This is a genomic window from Eudoraea sp., from assembly GCF_049669105.1.
Taxonomy (GTDB): Bacteria; Bacteroidota; Bacteroidia; order Flavobacteriales; family Flavobacteriaceae; genus Eudoraea.
Window position 1 is genome coordinate 1 of record NZ_JBATKE010000036.1, and the last position, 18,253, is coordinate 18,253.

Annotated in this window: 19 protein-coding genes; 13 read left to right on the plus strand and 6 right to left on the minus strand. The window is 37.2% G+C overall.

All coding sequences use genetic code 11. From position 1 onward, the window contains the following. The 3 genes from WBM60_RS02400 to WBM60_RS02410 all read left to right on the plus strand — a co-directional run. The coding region (locus WBM60_RS02400) for a YheT family hydrolase (protein ID WP_424282730.1) at nucleotides 1–468 on the plus strand (468 nt) is incomplete at its 5' end. A 41-nt stretch (nucleotides 469–509) separates the two neighbouring features. Next, complete coding sequence (locus WBM60_RS02405) at nucleotides 510–992, plus strand: c-type cytochrome (RefSeq protein WP_424259745.1); 483 nt, start codon at nucleotides 510–512, stop codon at nucleotides 990–992. A gap of 201 nt (nucleotides 993–1,193) precedes the next feature. Continuing rightward, nucleotides 1,194–1,910 carry an SIMPL domain-containing protein gene (locus tag WBM60_RS02410; protein WP_424259746.1) on the plus strand — a complete coding sequence of 239 codons (717 nt, stop codon included), beginning with the start codon at nucleotides 1,194–1,196 and terminating at the stop codon, nucleotides 1,908–1,910. Nucleotides 1,911–1,913: 3 nt separating this feature from the next. Here the strand turns inward: WBM60_RS02410 and WBM60_RS02415 are convergent, their stop codons facing one another. Together WBM60_RS02415 and WBM60_RS02420 are read right to left on the minus strand one after the other, a co-directional pair. Beyond that, entirely contained in the window at nucleotides 1,914–3,443 is a 1,530-nt protein-coding gene (locus WBM60_RS02415) for a SulP family inorganic anion transporter (protein ID WP_424259747.1), read from the minus strand. An 82-nt stretch (nucleotides 3,444–3,525) separates the two neighbouring features. After that, nucleotides 3,526–4,500: a phytanoyl-CoA dioxygenase family protein gene (locus WBM60_RS02420; RefSeq protein WP_424282731.1), complete on the minus strand. Its 975-nt coding sequence runs from the start codon at nucleotides 4,498–4,500 to the stop codon at nucleotides 3,526–3,528. A 146-nt stretch (nucleotides 4,501–4,646) separates the two neighbouring features. On the opposite strand from WBM60_RS02420, the gene WBM60_RS02425 reads away from it, so the two are divergent. From WBM60_RS02425 to WBM60_RS02440, 4 genes are all read left to right on the plus strand, one after another. Next, complete coding sequence (locus WBM60_RS02425) at nucleotides 4,647–5,495, plus strand: helix-turn-helix domain-containing protein (protein WP_424260158.1); 849 nt, start codon at nucleotides 4,647–4,649, stop codon at nucleotides 5,493–5,495. Nucleotides 5,496–5,887: 392 nt separating this feature from the next. After that, nucleotides 5,888–6,889: an NAD(P)H-dependent glycerol-3-phosphate dehydrogenase gene (locus WBM60_RS02430; RefSeq protein ID WP_424260160.1), complete on the plus strand. Its 1,002-nt coding sequence runs from the start codon at nucleotides 5,888–5,890 to the stop codon at nucleotides 6,887–6,889. Nucleotides 6,890–6,967: 78 nt separating this feature from the next. Then, nucleotides 6,968–7,984 carry a formylglycine-generating enzyme family protein gene (locus WBM60_RS02435; protein ID WP_424279403.1) on the plus strand — a complete coding sequence of 339 codons (1,017 nt, stop codon included), beginning with the start codon at nucleotides 6,968–6,970 and terminating at the stop codon, nucleotides 7,982–7,984. Between the two features lie 11 nt (nucleotides 7,985–7,995). Further along, nucleotides 7,996–9,348 carry a Gfo/Idh/MocA family protein gene (locus WBM60_RS02440; RefSeq protein ID WP_424263934.1) on the plus strand — a complete coding sequence of 451 codons (1,353 nt, stop codon included), beginning with the start codon at nucleotides 7,996–7,998 and terminating at the stop codon, nucleotides 9,346–9,348. A 2-nt stretch (nucleotides 9,349–9,350) separates the two neighbouring features. Here the strand turns inward: WBM60_RS02440 and WBM60_RS02445 are convergent, their stop codons facing one another. The 3 genes from WBM60_RS02445 to WBM60_RS02455 form a co-directional block, all read right to left on the minus strand. After that, nucleotides 9,351–11,018, minus strand: a complete 1,668-nt coding sequence (locus tag WBM60_RS02445) for a glycerol-3-phosphate dehydrogenase/oxidase (RefSeq protein WP_424282732.1) — start codon at nucleotides 11,016–11,018, stop codon at nucleotides 9,351–9,353. Nucleotides 11,019–11,160: 142 nt separating this feature from the next. Then, complete coding sequence (locus WBM60_RS02450) at nucleotides 11,161–11,469, minus strand: antibiotic biosynthesis monooxygenase family protein (RefSeq protein ID WP_424263938.1); 309 nt, start codon at nucleotides 11,467–11,469, stop codon at nucleotides 11,161–11,163. Between the two features lie 6 nt (nucleotides 11,470–11,475). Further along, nucleotides 11,476–11,832, minus strand: coding sequence for a hypothetical protein (locus WBM60_RS02455; RefSeq protein WP_424263940.1), 357 nt, complete (start codon nucleotides 11,830–11,832; stop codon nucleotides 11,476–11,478). 104 nt (nucleotides 11,833–11,936) lie between these two features. Between WBM60_RS02455 and WBM60_RS02460 the strand changes: the two genes are divergently transcribed. The 6 genes from WBM60_RS02460 (at nucleotide 11,937) to WBM60_RS02485 (ending at nucleotide 17,194) form a co-directional block, all read left to right on the plus strand. Further along, the gene (locus WBM60_RS02460; protein ID WP_424263942.1) at nucleotides 11,937–12,428 is read left to right on the plus strand and encodes a CvpA family protein; all 492 of its coding nucleotides are present in this window, start codon (nucleotides 11,937–11,939) and stop codon (nucleotides 12,426–12,428) included. Nucleotides 12,429–12,577: 149 nt separating this feature from the next. Then, nucleotides 12,578–13,054 (plus strand): CAP domain-containing protein, encoded by a 477-nt coding sequence (locus tag WBM60_RS02465; RefSeq protein ID WP_424282733.1) that lies wholly within the window; start codon nucleotides 12,578–12,580, stop codon nucleotides 13,052–13,054. Nucleotides 13,055–13,143: 89 nt separating this feature from the next. After that, nucleotides 13,144–13,689, plus strand: coding sequence for a 3-hydroxyanthranilate 3,4-dioxygenase (locus tag WBM60_RS02470; RefSeq protein ID WP_424276881.1), 546 nt, complete (start codon nucleotides 13,144–13,146; stop codon nucleotides 13,687–13,689). Nucleotides 13,690–13,692: 3 nt separating this feature from the next. Continuing rightward, a complete protein-coding gene (locus WBM60_RS02475; RefSeq protein ID WP_424259297.1) occupies nucleotides 13,693–14,061 on the plus strand; it encodes a DUF1304 domain-containing protein in 369 nt (122 codons plus the stop codon). An 83-nt stretch (nucleotides 14,062–14,144) separates the two neighbouring features. Continuing rightward, entirely contained in the window at nucleotides 14,145–15,698 is a 1,554-nt protein-coding gene (locus tag WBM60_RS02480) for an aldehyde dehydrogenase family protein (protein WP_424259296.1), read from the plus strand. Nucleotides 15,699–16,669: 971 nt separating this feature from the next. Next, a complete protein-coding gene (locus WBM60_RS02485) occupies nucleotides 16,670–17,194 on the plus strand; it encodes a hypothetical protein (protein WP_424259295.1) in 525 nt (174 codons plus the stop codon). 33 nt (nucleotides 17,195–17,227) lie between these two features. On the opposite strand, the gene WBM60_RS02490 is transcribed toward WBM60_RS02485, so the two are convergent. Continuing rightward, the gene (locus WBM60_RS02490) at nucleotides 17,228–18,223 is read right to left on the minus strand and encodes an acyl-ACP desaturase (RefSeq protein WP_424259294.1); all 996 of its coding nucleotides are present in this window, start codon (nucleotides 18,221–18,223) and stop codon (nucleotides 17,228–17,230) included. Nucleotides 18,224–18,253 lie beyond the last annotated feature (30 nt).

Sequence of the window (18,253 nt, forward strand, 5' to 3'; positions counted from 1 at the left end):
ACCGTATCCGTTCCATGCAGTTTGCACGATTCCCTCATTCAATTGCTAAAATTGAAAAATATACTTTACGCCAAAAGATTTAAAAAACATCTGGTGGAGAAATTGTATTTAAAACGGCAGAAATTTCCAGAATTAATATCCGTAGAAGAAATAAACAACATCAGGAACCTAAAAGATTTTGATGATATTTATACCAGTAAGGCTCATGGGTTCAAAGATGCTTTGGATTATTATGCACAATGCAGCAGTCTTCAGTTTTTACCCCGGATAAAAATTCCAACCTTGATTATCAATGCCCTGGACGACTCATTTTTAGGTCGGGATTGCTATCCGATAGAAGAGGCAAAGAATAACCCACTTCTTTTTCTAGATATGCCGAAGCATGGCGGACATGTAGGCTTCTTTGGTCCACAAAACATATCTTATTCTGAAAAAATTGGTTTAAAATTTATAAAGGAATTCTTTTGATCCGTGCTATTTCATATATTAGCGCCTCTAATCTAAACAACATGCGAAAAATATTTGCCATAATTGGAATTTGCGCCCTGCTAGTGAGCTGCGGCGAAAAAAAAGAAGAGAAAAAAGAAGGGGGTTTTGAAATGAACCGTGCCAAAAAGGAGGTGAAAGTAGAAACTGAATCTGAAACTGTCCCTGTTGATTTGAATAACAAAGGGGTTGGACCTATAACCTCCGTAGAATTTGCAGAAGAAATAGATTCCGAATTAGCTGCTGCGGGGGAAGCAAAATACAACACTATTTGTACAGCTTGCCATATGGCCAACCAACGTATGATAGGACCTGCTTTAGCAGGTGTTTATGACCGCAGAAGTCCGGAATGGGTGATGAATATGATACTAAATCCGGATGTTATGATTAAAGAAGATCCTATTGCTCAAGCCTTATTAAAAGAGTACAATAATGCCATCATGCTCAATCAAAACTTAAGCGAAGAAGATGCCCGGGCCGTTGCAGAGTACTTACGCACCCTTTAAAACAGGATTAAGAAAAGTATTAAGTGCTGTTTTCACGTAATAAATTGACGTGTACGGCACTTTTTCTTTTTAAAGAATTAAATCATTGGAGTAGTATTTACTTTCTTATTGGTAATGAACACTCACGGAGGAAAGGCTTTCCCTCATTATATCTTTTAAAAGCAATAATAAAATTTTAGTTTCGTAAGACAAATTGGAAATATGAAATATTTAGTTCGACAAAAAATAGCTCTGAAATTATTGATTACACTTCTTTTGATAACAAGTCTCACAGGTTACGGGCAAAGTAAAAACTTTATTGATCAACCTTATTTAGAGACTACGGCAAGAGTAGATACCTTAGTTATACCAGACCGTATTTATTTGTCAATTCTAATTACAGAAGCAGATACTAAAGGAAAGACTTCGGTTGAAAAATTAGAAAATAAAATGGCCGACAAACTAAAAACACTGGGCATTGATATTGAGAAACAACTTACCCTTACTGATTTGGGGAGTAATTTTAAAAAGTATTTTCTAAGGAAGGTTGATGTCCAAAAAGATAAAGAATATTCATTAGTAGTGTATGACGCTATAACGGCTGGTAGAGTAATACAGGGTCTTGAAACTATTGGGGTCTCAAATGTAAGTTTGACAAAAACCGAATACTCAAGTCTGGAAAAGCTCAAAATTGACCTAAGACAAAGAGCTGTAAGGGCAGCAAAAATCCAGGCAGAAGCAATGCTTATCCCTCTAGATCAAAAGCTTGGACAGGCTCTTTTTATATCTGATCTAAACACAGGGGTCCAAAATAGGATGGCAGAAAGAATGGTTAGGGTACAAATGTCTAAAGAAGCAGATATAGATCAACCCATTGAAATTGAATTTGAAAAAATAAAAATAGAAAGTACTGTGAATGTAAAATTCGCAATTCAGTAAGTGTCAGACCTTATCTATTGCCAGCTTATAAGTAGGGTCCTCCAGGACATTTACATCAATTATGGCATCTGCATTCGTTAGCAAGCGCCTGCAATCTTCACTTAAATGCCTTAAATGTACCTTCTTCCCAACTTTGTGATAGCGTTCCGTTATTTTGTTTAACGCTTCAATGGCAGACATATCTACTACCCTGCTTTCCTTAAAGTCTATGATAACCTCATCCGGGTCCTCAAGTACATCGAACTTTTCATTAAACAAAGTCACAGATCCAAAAAATAGCGGTCCATAGATCTCATAGTGCTTAATTCCATTCTCGTCAATAGATTTTCTTGCGCGTATCCTCTTAGCATTGTCCCAGGCAAATACAAGGGCAGAGATAATTACACCAACCAAAACAGCCAGCGCCAGATTATGAAGAAAAACGGTAACCAGGGTAACTAATATCATTACAAGGACATCAGATTTTGGCATTCTTCTAAAAGTGCGCAAACTAGCCCACTCAAATGTTCCAAGTGCTACCATAATCATTAATCCTGTAAGTGCAGCCATAGGCACTTTTTCAATCAAATCAGCACCAAACATAATAAAGACAAGGAGCATCACCGAAGCCACAATACCTGATAATCTAGCCCTTGCACCATTGGAAGTGTTGATTAAACTTTGTCCTATCATGGCACAACCACCCATCCCGGAAAAGAGTCCGGAAAGTATGTTTGCTGTTCCCTGGGCAACTGCTTCTTTATTACCGCGCCCGCGTGTTTCTGTAATTTCGTCAATAATATTCAGGGTCAATAAACTCTCTATTAGACCAACCCCTGCAACTATAGCTGCATAAGGAAAAATGATCTGCAGGGTTTCTAAAGTAAAAGGCAGTTCCGGGATATGAAAGGGCGGAAAACCTCCCTGAATAGAAGCAATATCGCCAATTGTTTTTGTATCAATATCAAATGCAAGAACGAGCCCAAAAACAGCCAGGATAGCAATCAAGGAAGCAGGAACTGCTTTACTCAGTTTAGGTAATCCCCAAATTACCAGCATGGTGATTAGAACTAATCCTAAAAAAATAAACAAGGTGCTACCAGATAACCAAAAGCCATCTGACGTTTTGAACTGGTCTAACTGTGACATAAAAATAATGATAGCCAGACCGTTTACAAATCCAAATATAACAGGATGGGGCACAAGGCGCATCAATTTGCCTAAACGAAGAAATCCAGCTGCCAACTGCAGTATTCCGGCCAATATCACCGCGGCAAACACGTATTCCACACCATAATCCATGGCAAGTGAAACTATGACCACTGCTACGGCCCCTGTTGCTCCGGAAATCATTCCAGGTCTACCTCCCAGAATAGAAGTAACCAGCCCCATAACAAAAGCCGCATATAATCCAGTTAAAGGGGATAAGCCCGCTATAAGAGCGAATGCTATGGCCTCTGGAACCAAAGCTAACGCAACAGTTAATCCAGATAGGACTTCAGTTTTGTAATTTACTTTTTGTGAAAAATCAAATAGATTTAAGTACTTCTTCAAACCCTGTGTATTTTAAGGGGGCAAAAATAGGACTTATTAACTGTTAAAAGCCTTATTTGGCAAGAATTATGGATTTCATAAATTACCAGTGATTCAGCCCTAATAATTTCTTTCCAAGATCAGATAATTTAGCAGTGTCGTACCTGATCTGCTCCCAATTTCTTGGATCACCAGGAAATGCATAACCCTCAGGAGCTATTCTGTTCTTCCAGGAATTAATGCGCCATTGTCTTAATTCTTCATTTTCTTCCTCTGCAGGCATCATAGAAATGTATTGAGCAATCCTAACTTTATCCGCAGATTTGTTAGGTCTGATCCCATGTGGCTGTGTACTATTAAAAATTAGAAGATCACCAATTTCTAATTTCACTTTTACAATTTTATCCTCTAATTCTGAAATGTCTGGTTGAAAGTGATCTCTATCCTCAGGTTGAGTAAGCTTCCAACTATCATAATTCCGGTACAACCATGGAATGCATTGAAAACCTCCCATATTCTCATCCGTTTGATCTGCAAGTGCCAATACTCCCTGCACATTCTGCGGTTTAGTTTCAGGGTCATAATCCCAGTGAATAAATCCCTTCCTTTCAAATCCCGGCCTTTGAGGAAAGTTAAGGTTTGCCCTATCAATTGTAACCCATAATTTTTCGGTACCCCAAACGTCAACAAAAGCATCATACACACGTTGCATTTGCCTGTTATTCCATAGGTGCTGGTTATTGTAAACCTCAACCATCCCTGTTCCTGTTAGTTCTTTCATTTGCATTTCAGCCCTTGGTGGAGCATACCATGTTTTACTATCCTTAGGATCCTTTTCATCAAATTCCCACAAAAAATCTGCTGTTGTCTTTGCCTGGGCTACAGGGACCGCATTTTTAATTACTATATAGCCATTATGCTTCCAAAATTCCCAGTCCTTTTCGCTAAGAACCCTTAAAGGAACATTATTAGACCGATCATTTAATTCTATTTTGCTACTTGTTGCTGTTGAGGGGTTTCCAGGAATATCCTTATGGGCCTTATTGGCCATTTCCAGTTTGGATGCTGCTTTTTCCATAATAATTCAGTATTGTGATTAAAAGATAGTCAAATCTAAATAGATCAAATGGTGATATCCACCTTGATTTTGATCAAAATTTGAATTATATTGATATTTTTTGTCATTATTACTGCCTATAATAACAATTTTGTTAAATTTTTGATTTGAAAATTCAATTAGAACAAATAAATCCGGATGCTAAAAGCTCCTTCCGATTACTACACAATCCCAGGTTGAATGATTTATTCTATTGGCATTTTCATCCGGAATATGAACTGGTGTATATAGAAGGTGCTAATGGAACGAGGCATGTAGGAGACCATATCTCTCAATATGAGCATAGTGATCTGGTGTTAATAGGGTCAAATATACCTCATTTAAATTTCGATTATGGTATACAGACCGATTACAAAAAAGAGGTTTTACATGTTAGTTCAGCATTCAAGAACAAAATATTTAATGAAATCCCGGAGCTATCAGATGTATTTGAACTTTTTGAAAAATCACAACATGGAATAGCCTTCACGGGAAATACCAAAGTAACTATTGGCTCGAGGCTGAAAAAACTTCATGTTTTGAGTCCTTTTACACAGTTTCTGGAAGTATTGCATATATTCTCAATTTTAGCTGCCACTAAAGAATATGTGTTGTTGCATGAATATCCGGTAATAAACAAATACAGTCAAAAACAACAGGACCGTTTAAAAAACATCTATGCCTTTATAGATGAAAACTACCAAAGAAAAATAGAGCTTAAAGAAATGGCTGCGCTTTGCAATTTGAGTAAAGAGGCTTTTTGCAGATATTTTAAGGGTGCCACGGGTAGTCCTTTTACCTCCTTTTTAAACCAATATCGCATAAGCCAGGCAAAGCGTTTGCTTTTGAAAGGAAAAAATATCAGTGAGACTTGTTACGACTGTGGTTATGAAAGTCTTTCCTATTTCAATCGTGCATTTAAAAAAATTACAGCAGAAAATCCTTCTGATTTTAAAAAAAGATACCTCAAAAGATAACTATAATCAGTACCCAAATTCCGGGAAATTTACTTTTACACTTAACCTCCTAAATAGCTTTTCTTTACTAGTAGTAACCAACATTATTGATAACACAAAAAAACCGCCCTGAATTTTAATCCGGGGCGGTTTCTAACTAAATAACCAACCAAAAATAATTTTTCATTAGCATACCTTTCTCTACTATCATAAATAACGCATAATCCAAAGTTTTCATTGTACAGAAACAGGTAAACCAGTGTTAAAGTTTTGAGCATTTCATCGTTTTCTAAATTGAACGTTTGATAGTCTCTGTTAAAATATATTTACATGCAAATTGTTATAAACTCATGATTATCAATTAAGTAAGCCGTTACTTTTTTTAGTTACATTTGATGGTCTAATTTAATTTGATGGAAAAAGAATTAAAAATTGCAGTTCTGGGTGGTGGAAGCTGGGCAACAGCCATTGTAAAAATGCTCACAGAAAACCAGGATAAAGTAATCTGGTATATGCGCAATGAGGATGCTTTAGAGTATATAAAAGCCAATAAACACAACCCAAATTATCTTACTTCTGTTGAGTTTCAACTGAAACAGTTAGTCCTTACGAATAATATGGACGAGGCGGTTTCTATGGCCAATCTGTTGATTTTTGCAATTCCATCTGCTTTTTTAGAGAGTGAACTCAAAAAACTTACTATCCCTTTAAGGGATAAAATTATATTCTCAGCTATCAAAGGAATTGTTCCGGAAACAGGCTTAATTGTTGGTGAGCATTTTCATAAAAAATATGATATTCCAATTGAAAATATTGGGGTGATTACTGGTCCCTGTCATGCTGAGGAAGTAGCTTTAGAGCGCCTGTCCTATTTAACAATTGCCTGCGCAGATACTGCAAAGGCCAGGATGCTCGCTGAACATTTGAACAGCCATTATATTAAAACCAAGATTTCTGATGATATCATAGGAACCGAATATGCTGCAATGCTTAAAAATATTTACGCGTTAGCAGCAGGAATAGCTCACGGATTAGGATATGGCGATAATTTCCAAGCTGTTTTAATGAGCAATGCCATCCGCGAAATGAAGCGTTATATTTTCAGGGTTCACAAGATGAAACGGAATATTAACAATTCTGCCTATTTAGGAGATTTACTTGTCACAGGTTATTCAACTTTTAGCCGCAACAGGATGTTCGGAAATATGATTGGCAAAGGGTATAGAGTAAAAAGTGCTATGATGGAAATGAAAATGATAGCAGAAGGTTATTATGCAACCGAAAGTGCTTATAAATTAAAATCAACATTTAAAAAGAAAGTTAAGACGCCAATTATTGATGCAGTATATGATATACTTTATAACCAGAAGAGCGCCAAAGTAACTTTCAACGCACTTACAGATAAATTAGATTGAGCCTGAAATTTTTTTATTAGCTTCTAAATGAATATTTTAGAAATATTTTGGCGCCATGTTATTTCTAAATATTTTGAAATGAATCTAAAATATATCATTCTTTTAATAGCGGTATCTGTCATTTTTTTAACCATGGCTTTCACTTCTGATGGAAGCTCTCAATCTCCGGAAATAACAAAAAAAATAAATTCCTTCATTGCTTATTCGCAAGAAATTCCAGGAAGTGAAATTACGGTTAAAATGAACCCTATTAAAGGAGGTGAATTTTTCATGGGGAGCAATAGCCATAAAGAAGATGAAAAACCTCGGCATAAGGTTTTGGTAAATGATTTCTGGATGAGTGTATTTGAAATAACATGGGATCAATATGAACTTTTTTTAGAGAGACAAATCGATACTTTTGGATTGAGTGATTTAGGTACTGAAGTTACCATAGATATTGATGCCATATCTTCCGCAACAACCCCCTATGTAGATATGAGTCACGGCATGGGTAAAAAAGGATATCCCGTTGTAAATATCACCCAATATGCGGCAATAACATTTTGCAAATGGCTTAGCGCAAAAACAGGAAATTTCTATAGACTGCCTACAGAAGCAGAATGGGAATATGCGGCCAGGGCGGGTAGTACTTCCTCCTATTATTTTGGTGATGACCCCCTAGAATTAAATATTTATGCCTGGTACGAATACAATAGTGAAGGCAAATATCAGCAAGTAGGTGCTAAGCAACCTAATAAATATGGCCTTTATGATATGCACGGAAATGTTGCTGAATGGACCATGGACCAATACGCTGCTGATACATATGCCAATAGATCAGGAAAAACCACAGACAATCCATGGGTGAAACCTACAAAACTATATCCAAGATCTGTTCGAGGGGGCTCCTGGATGGATTCCGCTACAGAGCTCAGATCATCTGCCCGGAAAGGCTCCTCAGCAGAATGGAAAAGAATTGACCCTCAGATTCCCAAAAGCCGCTGGTGGTTTACCAATGCCCCAAATATTGGCTTTAGAGTTATTCGCCCGAAAGAAACCCCTCCAAAGGAAGAAATTGAGGCTTATTGGCTTACCGCAATTGATGATTATTAAAAACTTTAAAAATGGAAAATAAAAAGCAAGTCCTTACCCGTAGAAATTTTTGCAAAAACACTGCCCTGGCAGCAGGTGGAATATTAGCTGTTCCTTTAGAGGTCGCAGCTTCAGCACATGTCCTTGGGGACGATGCCATTAAAATTGCACTGGTTGGGTGCGGTGGCAGAGGTACCGGCGCCGCAGCGCAAGCCTTGAGTACTAAAGAAAATGTAAAATTGGTCGCGATGGCCGATGCATTTCAGGATCGATTGGATAACTGTTATGAAATTTTATCCAAAAAATTTATTGATACAGATAAAATTGCGGTTAAAGATGAAGATAAACACCAGGGTTTTGATGCCTATAAAGCAGCTATTGATAAAGCAGACGTGGTAATACTAACTACTACACCTGGTTTCAGGCCTATTCATTTTGAGTATGCAATAAGTAAAAATAAGCATGTTTTTATGGAGAAACCAGTAGCTACGGATGCACCAGGAATACGCAGCGTTTTGGAAACTGCCAAAATTGCTAAAATGAAAAAACTGAATGTTGTGGTTGGACTGCAACGACATTATCAAAGGAATTATTTAGCATGCCTTGAGGAGATAAGAGCGGATAAAATTGGCCAGATCGTTTCAGGACAGGTGTATTGGAATAGTTCCGGGGTATGGGTGAAAGAGCGTCAGGAAAACCAAACAGAAATGGAATATCAAATGCGGAATTGGTATTATTTTAACTGGTTATGTGGTGATCATATCGTAGAACAACACATTCACAATATAGATGTTGCTAATTGGTTTATTGGGGAGTTCCCCATACATGCGCAGGGGATGGGTGGCAGAGAAGTGAGAAAAGGAAAAGAATTCGGCCAGATATTTGACCACCATTTTGTGGAATTCACTTATCCCTCCGGTGCGGTCATTTCCAGTCAGTGCAGACATCAAAAAGGTTGTTTAGACAATGTATCCGAAAGTTTTATGGGTACTAAGGGAAAAATTTACACCGATTCACAGAATAAAGGCATTATTACCGGCTATGATGGTAGTACCATTTATGAACATCAGGGGAATAATGATCCGAATCCCTATCAGACAGAACATGATGCCTTGTTCGCTTCTATTAAAGCTGGAGGAGTTATAAGTGATGCGGAACATGCTGCAAAAACAACTATGACAGCAATTCTTGGGAGAATGGCCACCTATTCAGGGCAGTTAATCACTTTTGAAGATGCTTTGAACAAAGGAAGGAGTCTAATGCCTGAAACATATAGTTGGGATACTGTGCCTCCCGTAATACCCGATGAGAATGGCTTTTATCCAATTCCAGTACCCGGAGTGACTGAAGTATTAGAAAAAGGTTCCGGAGTAATGGAAAAATAGCATTAACCCCTGTCCAAAGAAAAAACAGAATGCTCGTGTAGTTCTTGCATCATTTTTTCTTTCCAGGCCTGGATTTGTGAATCATCCAATTTAAAAATTGACTTGAATTCACCCAGAATCGGATCCAATAGAAATGGTATGCTCTCAATATCGAAATATAAGCGACCCGTCCTGCGGATAAAAAAGTCCATGGGAGTAGTTATCATCTCATAATTAATTCCGTAATGAAGTTCGGCTTTGGCCATTTTTATGTAGGGATCTTTATCTTTCTGAATTGAATAATCCTCCAAAATTACCTCGGTTTGCTTGCCATAAGTAGTTACCAGATACCAGGCATCATATTCTGTAAAACCATCTGCTCCGATTCGTTGAAATATTTCTGAAATGTACTTTTTGACGTGTTTGGATTTTTTGAAATCATTGCCACACAGAGGAATCTGAACCGTTGTACATTCCGCCAGCTCAATTCCTTCTTCCTCTTCCATTTTTTTGGATAAGAGGTTTACAACTCTTTCTGCCATCTTTCGATACCCGGTAAGTTTGCCTCCAGCCATACTTATTAGACCAGTATCTGAAATAAATATCTCATCCTTACGGGATAATTCAGAAGTAGATTTTCCCTCTTCATGGATTAAGGGGCGCAAACCAGCCCAGGAAGAGATAATATCGTCCAATTCCAATTGAATTTTAGGAAACATATTATTAACTGCGGAAATTAAATAAAGAGCGTCTGCCAAATCCAGTTTAACATTGTCTTTATCCTGATCATAGTTAGTATCTGTTGTACCCACATAAGTTATTTTACCCCGGGGGATTGCAAAAATCATCCGTCCGTCAGGAACGTCAAAATAAACAGATTGTTTTACGGGTAATTTTGTATGTGGAAATACCAAATGAACTCCTTTTGTAAGATGAAGGCGTTTTCCCTTTTTTGAGTTATTTAAACTTCGCAATTCATCTACCCAAGGGCCGGCAGCACTTATCACATATTTTGATTTAATAGTAAATTCATGACCGGATATAAAGTCCTTAAAATGTAACCCTGAAATAATATTGTCAGTATAATCAAAAGCCGAGACCTCTGCATAATTCAATGCAATCGCACCGTATGAAAGACTAGTCTTTATATTTTCAATTGTAAGCCTTGAGTCGTCTGTGCGATATTCAGCATAATAACCCGCGCCTTTTAATTTTTTCTTTGGCAATAAGGGCTCCAGTTCTAATGCTTCTTTTTTTTCAAGCATTTTACGCTTGTCATCGCCTGATACCTGTGCCAAAATATCATAGACCTTTAACCCAATAGATGTAAGCCATTTTCCATAAGACCCGCCATCAATTAAAGGAAGTAACATTTTTTCGGGAAGTACCAGGTGTGGCGCGAGTTTGTGTACTATGGCCCGTTCAGATCCAACCTCTTTAACTAACCAAAAATCAAATTGCTTAAGATATCGAAGGCCTCCATGAATTAACTTAGTAGATTTACTACTAGTCCCTGATGCAAAATCCCCCTTTTCTAGCAGAGCCACTTTTAGTCCCCTTGCAGCTGCGTCAAGGGCAATACCCCCTCCTGTAATTCCACCTCCAATTATTACAAGATCGAATTTGGTTTTGGTTAGGTTTTGAATGATTTTATTACGGTCCAGGTTTGAAAATGGTACGTTCTCCTTCATGTTTTGCAATTAAAGGTATCTAATTATTTATGCCCAATTACAAATGTAAAGGTTTATACCCCCAATACAAATGCAAAGTTTTTAAGCAAATGTTATCTTTAATTTACCGTTGAAATATTGAGCAAAAACATGATAGCTTGTTTTAAGATGAGGCAGTAAATTCATATTCCCTTTCAACAAGGCAGATTCTTATTTTGTACCATTTATACCATTCTTTTTTTCCAAATTCCTGTGCAGCCAGGTGTTTGAGATTTGATTTCCATCCTGAAATAGATTCCAGGCTTTCCCAATAGCTTACAGATATCCCAAGGTCCCCTGTTGCACTATCAAATCCCAAATAACCAGATTGCTTTTTGGCCAGTTCTTCCATTTGTTTGGACATTAAGCCATATCCTTTATCCCCGGAAGTCCTGGTGCTGGTAAAGATTACGGCATAATAAGGTTTTATCATGACGGTTTATAAAATAAAAGCTCGTTCTACAAAATAATTCACTATTGCCTCTTTCATTAATACAGATTGCTCTCCAGCTTTTAAAGGCGGAAGTGTCTCCTTGACACTATAATGTGGCCAACCTTCCTCATCAAAAAACTCAAACTCATAGTAGCCATAGGGTTCCAATAGTCTGCAAATGGCAATATGCATCAGATTAACTTTCTCGTCCTTTTTATACTCCCTGTGATATTGACCCAACTCCTGGATGCCAATAAGGTATATTATCCCATCTAAATCCATTGGATCTCCATCGGAAAACCTGGCAGATAATTTCTTAATGAGTTCTTCCCACCTATCTTTTAATTGACTATCTCTACTCATTTTTAGTATCAAAAAAGATTTAAAATTTAAAATTAAACCTGAACCCTTCTTTTGAAAAATCAAAGGTACAAATCAATATTCTATATTTGTGCAAACGAATTTTCGTGAATCTTCTGGATATTATTTTGGGTTTATTACTGGCATATGGCCTTTATAAAGGTCTGAAAAATGGCCTCTTTGTTGAAATCGCCTCACTCGCCGCTGTTATTATTGGGCTTTATGGTGCAATTCAATTTTCTTACTTAACGGGGAGCTACCTTTCTCAAAACATGGACTGGGATGAAAATTACATTAAATTGACGGCGTTCATTATTACTTTTCTGGCTATTGTCATTTTGGTGAATATGGCTGGAAAAATACTTACTAAAATTGCAGATTTTGCTATGCTTGGGTTACTCAATAAACTTGCAGGTGGTTTATTTGGTGTATTAAAAACTGCTGTTATCCTTGGTACGCTTTTGTATTTTTTTGAAAGTGCAAGTTGGTCATTTAATTTAATTGAAAATACTACGGTTGCAGAATCTATTCTTTATAAACCCGTCAGAGATATTGGTGCTCTGGTTTTTGGAAACGTAATTGAAGTATTTAATGACTGATAATTGGTGAAAAGTGCAGTTCATCGAAAAAAAAGGGTTTTTCATACGCCTTTTTCATAATTTCTTTAATATTACCAAGGTGATCTTTTTAATAAGATCCCAGAGAACACCCCACTCTTCCTTTACCCTACTTTCAAATAGAACACTATATGAAAATGAGATTGCCAATAGCTGTCTCGGTTTTATTTGTATTGTTGGCTGGATCTTGTAGCAATGAGTCCATTGAAAATACAAATATTCCGAGTTCTGAAAATGCCGTTGTGGTGGAACAGGAACTTTTGGGTATAGTGAATGACCATAGAATCAGCTTAGGTTATTCATCATTACTTTATAGCAAAGTTGCCTATGATTATGCCAATACCCATACCGATTATATGATTGCCAAAGGCAGTTTAAGTCATGACAACTTTAGCTCAAGAGCCTCCAGAATTTCCAGTGAAGTTAATGCTGAATATGTAGCCGAAAATGTTGCCAAAGATTATCCAGATGCTGCCGCAGCTTTAGAGAATTGGCTTGAAAGTCCTAATCATCGTAAAACAATTGAAGGCGAATTTACACACACAGCCGTAAGCGTAAAAAAAGACTCCAGTGGTAAATTCTATTTTACTCAGTTGTTCTACCGATAATCTACTCCGGAAAATTTTCTTTTCTTACATTTGATAGGGAATATTACTTTTAGTATTTCCCTATAACATTCCTTAATAATTAGAAAACAATGGCAATAATACCACCATTTAATCTTTACAAGTGGATTGAAGAAAACAGAGACTCACTAAAACCTCCGGTTGGAAATAAGAATTTATATAAAGATGCCGGTGACTATATAGTCATGATCGTTGCTGGCCCAAATGCACGAAAAGACTATCACTACAATGAAACAGAGGAACTTTTTTTTCAATTAGAAGGGCATATAGAAATACATGTACAGGAAGACAGACAAAAAAAAACTATGATACTGGGGCCTGGCGATATGTATCTACATCCTGCAAAAGTCCCACATTCTCCTGTTAGGCATGCAGACTCCATTGGCCTGGTAATAGAGCGAAAAAGGGACCATATGCAAATAAAGGACGGCCTTCTTTGGTTTTGCGATAATTGCAACCATAAACTTTACGAAACTTATTTTACACTTCACGATATTGAAAAGGACTTTTTCCCACATTTTTCCTATTTCTACGGTTCTGAAGAGTTAAGGACCTGTGATAATTGCGGAACAGTGATGCCTGTTGATGCCAGGTTTACTGCTATAGAAGAAAGATAAACAATGAAACTTACGATTACTATTTTTATCGGAATTGTCGCAGCACTACACCTTTATTTTCTTTGGTTCGAAATGTTTGCCTGGACTACCAGGGGTAAAAAGATCTTTAAAAAATTTCCTAAGGACATGTTTGAACCAACAAAATCTCTGGCAGCAAACCAGGGCCTGTATAACGGATTTTTAGCTGCTGGCCTTATTTGGACTTTTTTTATTCAGGATATCTTTTGGAATATAAATATTTCTATATTTTTTCTGAGCTGTGTGGCAATTGCGGGCATTTATGGGGCCCTAACTGCAGATAAAAAAATATTCATTGTACAAGCACTACCTGCCTTAATTGCACTGCTTCTAATCTTTATTAATCAGGCCTAAGATTCCATAACTTTCGGATTACATAATCACTATTATTCGTAGCTTTGTCAGAATCTAACAAATTACCTTTTAAAAGTTATAAAATGACACTAGTAGCCGTGGATTTTGGAATTGACCAAGCATTAGAAAAATTAGGAATAAAGGAAATCAATAATGGCACTTCAACCGGTTCCGACTATTTTTCCTCAGGGGAAATTATCGCATCATATTCCCCGGTAGATGGTGCTTTAATTGGTAAAGTTAAAAGCACGTCCCAAAACGATTATGAAAAAGTTATAGATACTGCCTCTAAAGCCTTTCATCTTTGGCGATTAAAACCCGCTCCTCAAAGAGGCGAAATTGTCCGCCAGTTTGGAGATAAACTACGCCAATTAAAGGAGCCCTTAGGTAAGTTAGTTTCATATGAAATGGGGAAGTCTTATCAGGAGGGTTTAGGCGAAGTACAGGAAATGATAGATATATGTGATTTTGCTGTAGGGCTCTCTCGGCAATTACATGGACTGACCATGCATTCAGAAAGACCAGGACATAGAATGTACGAACAATACCATTCTTTGGGAATTGTAGGAATAATTTCGGCTTTTAATTTCCCTGTCGCTGTCTGGGCGTGGAATACAGCACTTGCATGGATTTGCGGCGATGTTTGTGTTTGGAAGCCTTCAGAAAAAACGCCACTTTGCGGTATAGCTTGTCAAAATATAGCCGCTGAGGTGTTCAAAGCAAATGGACTTCCCGAAGGTATTTCCTGTTTGATAAATGGGGATTATAGAGTTGGTGAAATGATGACAAATGACACTAGAGTTCCTTTAATTTCCGCAACAGGTTCTATTCGCATGGGTAAAATTGTTGCCCAGGCGGTTGCCGCCAGATTAGGGAAATCTCTCCTTGAATTAGGTGGTAATAATGCGATTATTGTTACCCCGGATGCAGATATAAAAATGACAGTTATCGGAGCCGTATTCGGAGCGGTTGGTACAGCAGGACAACGGTGCACCTCTACAAGAAGACTTATCATACATGAATCTATTTACAACCAGGTAAAAGATTCATTAGTTACTGCCTATAAGCAATTGCGTATTGGAAACCCGCTGGATGAGAATAATCATGTAGGTCCCTTAATAGATAAAGATGCCGTAGCAATGTATAAAAAGGCCCTTGAGCAAGTAGTAGCCGAAGGTGGAAACCTGATCGTGGAAGGCGGTGTTTTAGAGGGGGAAGGTTACGAAAGTGGTTGTTATGTATATCCGGCAATTGCCGAGGCGAATAACAACTATGAAATAGTACAACATGAAACTTTTGCACCTATTCTTTATTTGGTAAAATATTCAGGTGATGTAGAAAATGCGATAAAAATTCAAAATGGCGTTGTTCAGGGACTTTCCTCGGCCATTATGACCAATAATTTAAGGGAAGCTGAGAATTTTCTTTCAGTCGCCGGCAGTGATTGTGGTATAGCCAATGTAAATATTGGTACCTCGGGCGCCGAGATTGGTGGCGCTTTTGGAGGAGAAAAGGAGACAGGAGGTGGACGTGAAAGTGGTTCTGATGCGTGGAAAGTTTATATGCGAAGACAGACAAATACGATTAACTATACTACTGAATTACCTTTGGCCCAGGGGATAAAATTCGATCTTTAAACCTAATACCTGCAGAAACTTTGAGACAGCGGCATTTCTTGTGAAATGAAAAAGCTAAAGTTTCTGCAGGTATTTTTAATAAAACACCGAACTTTTTGTGTTTAATATCGCGGGGTGTAATTAAAAGAATTATATTCCGATCTTATTGAATTTGGCTACTTAATCTTTCGGCTATCCTGGAACATAGTTTGAATTCGAGGTAATTGTATCATGCAGCAGAAAGTGAAACCTTCCTTAATTTGTTTTTTTAAGTTTCTCATTTCCATCGGATACGATAATTTATCTTTAAAAAACAAATTCTTAGTAAGGGACCATCAAAATCATGTTTCGCTTGCAGTTAAAAATATACAATTGGAAGATGGAGTTGTATGTTTTCAATAATTTAAAAAAACCGCTGTTATTTATGGAAGAAATAACAACGGGATTCTTTAACTAACTCAAAGTATTAAGAAGCAGTAGACCCTATTTCAATACCGGATCTTTGTCGGGAGAAATAGCAGTGCAGCTTAATTTTTAACAAATGTCCTAAATGGTGGTTTATTTCAGTTAGAGAAAGTTATAAATGGATCAAAAAAATGTGTAATTGGTAGTTATTAAGGTATGTCATGTATTTATTCCTGTCCATTAGGAGCATCTTAATCATTATTAGAGGGTTAACCAGGTCACTCAAGGTATAAAGCCTTTCAATTTTAACAAAATTTAAGATTTTTTTAATACATTGTATACAGAATAACAAATAGTCAATTACTGATGACGAAAAAGACTGCGAACCTCCTTGGGATTATAATTACCATATTAGCAGGGATTTATTTTTTTATTATGTACTGCAGTGAATGTGGATTATAGGATGACCTTGCCGCCTTAAAAAGTGTCTATTCTTTTATTGCTTTAAAAGGCAATAGATTTTGAAAAGCCAATGATACTAGCAGGGAAGACTTATTGTATAAGAACTAATTAAATAATATCAACTTATGAATTTTGAAAGTATAAACATTTGGTGTTGGCTCATCCCTCTTCTTGTAGGGGTTCTTTGTACTATTTTTGGATATTTATTGGGTAAAGGTAGTAATACAGGCATTGACCATTCTTCAGAACTAAATTCACTCAAAGATTTAAATGCAAAATTAGAAGCAGATCTTGCTGCCTGTAATAAAAAAATGACTGCTGAAAGTTCAGCAGTCATTTCTTCTGAAATTGCGTTTAATAAAAGTGCCGCTAAGGCGGCTTTTGGTAAAAATATAAAACCAGATGATCTGAAGGTGGTGGAAGGAATAGGTCCCAAAATTGAAGGCCTTTTTCACAATTATGATATTAAGACCTGGAAGGACTTGTCTAAAACTTCTGTTTCCAAGTGTCAGGAAGTATTGGATTCAGGAGGTGATCGTTACAAAGTTCACGATCCGGCATCCTGGCCAATGCAAGCAAAAATGTGTTATGAAGGTAAATGGAAAGAATTATACAAATGGCAGGTAGAACATAAACGTGGTAAACTATAATAAAAGAGACCGGATTAAATCCGGTCTCTTTTATTATAGCATTCCGTTGGCCTCAACCCATTTAAATCGGAATTGATCCTCACTTAATTTCATTCTTTCGGCGATTCGCTCTAAACGATCTGGCATTCCCAAAAGGTAGTCCCTGGCTTTTTGGGCCTCATCTGAAAGGCTTCTAAGTGTCTCCAGATCCCAATACTGGTTCAATTTATTAAAGATGTCAATATAATCCTGCGAAGTATAAACCCCCAACCTTTGTGCGCAGTTGGAAAAATTTTCAAATGCAAGTCCGATACCCTCTCCGGATTCCCTTAAAAAATGAGCCGGCATTACAATTTTTCTCTTCATCATATCTGCATATGCAAGCATCATACCATTGGGATCTTGTCCAAATATGGTCTTTACGAATTCTCTATAGGCCAAATGATGACGCATTTCATCGCCCGCAATTATGCTGCACATTTTACTTAGAAGTATATTTCCTTTTTTCTTGGCCATCTGACCTACCCTTTTATGCGAAATATTGGTAGCTAATTCCTGAAACGAAGTGTATACAAAATTCTTATACGGGTCTCTGTCTGTCCCTATGTCAAACCCATCATTAAGCAAGTACTGAGTTGAGATCTCCACTTCTCTCATATTTACTCTTCCTGAGAGGTAAAGAAATTTGTTAAGTACATCACCATGCCTGTTTTCTTCTGCTGTCCATGCTCTCACCCATTTGGACCATCCACTGGGTTCTTCAGTGTGTTGATTAATTCCCTCAACATCCATTAACCAGGATTCATAAGTTGGCAAGGCTTCTTCCGTAATTGTATCGGCAACCATGGTTACCCAAAAATCATATCCCAATTCTTTAGATTCCTCTCGGATCTGTTCAACCTCATCAAAAAACTTTTCGCTACGTGAATCCGGAAGAAAATCTGACGGCTGCCATATCTCATCAATAGGAATCAAAAAAGAATCCATAAACCCGGCAACCTTAGGTTCTATTGCCTGCATCACCTCCAGCCTTATATTTTTAGTGGACATATATTATTTTCTTGCAAAGTTACGATAATA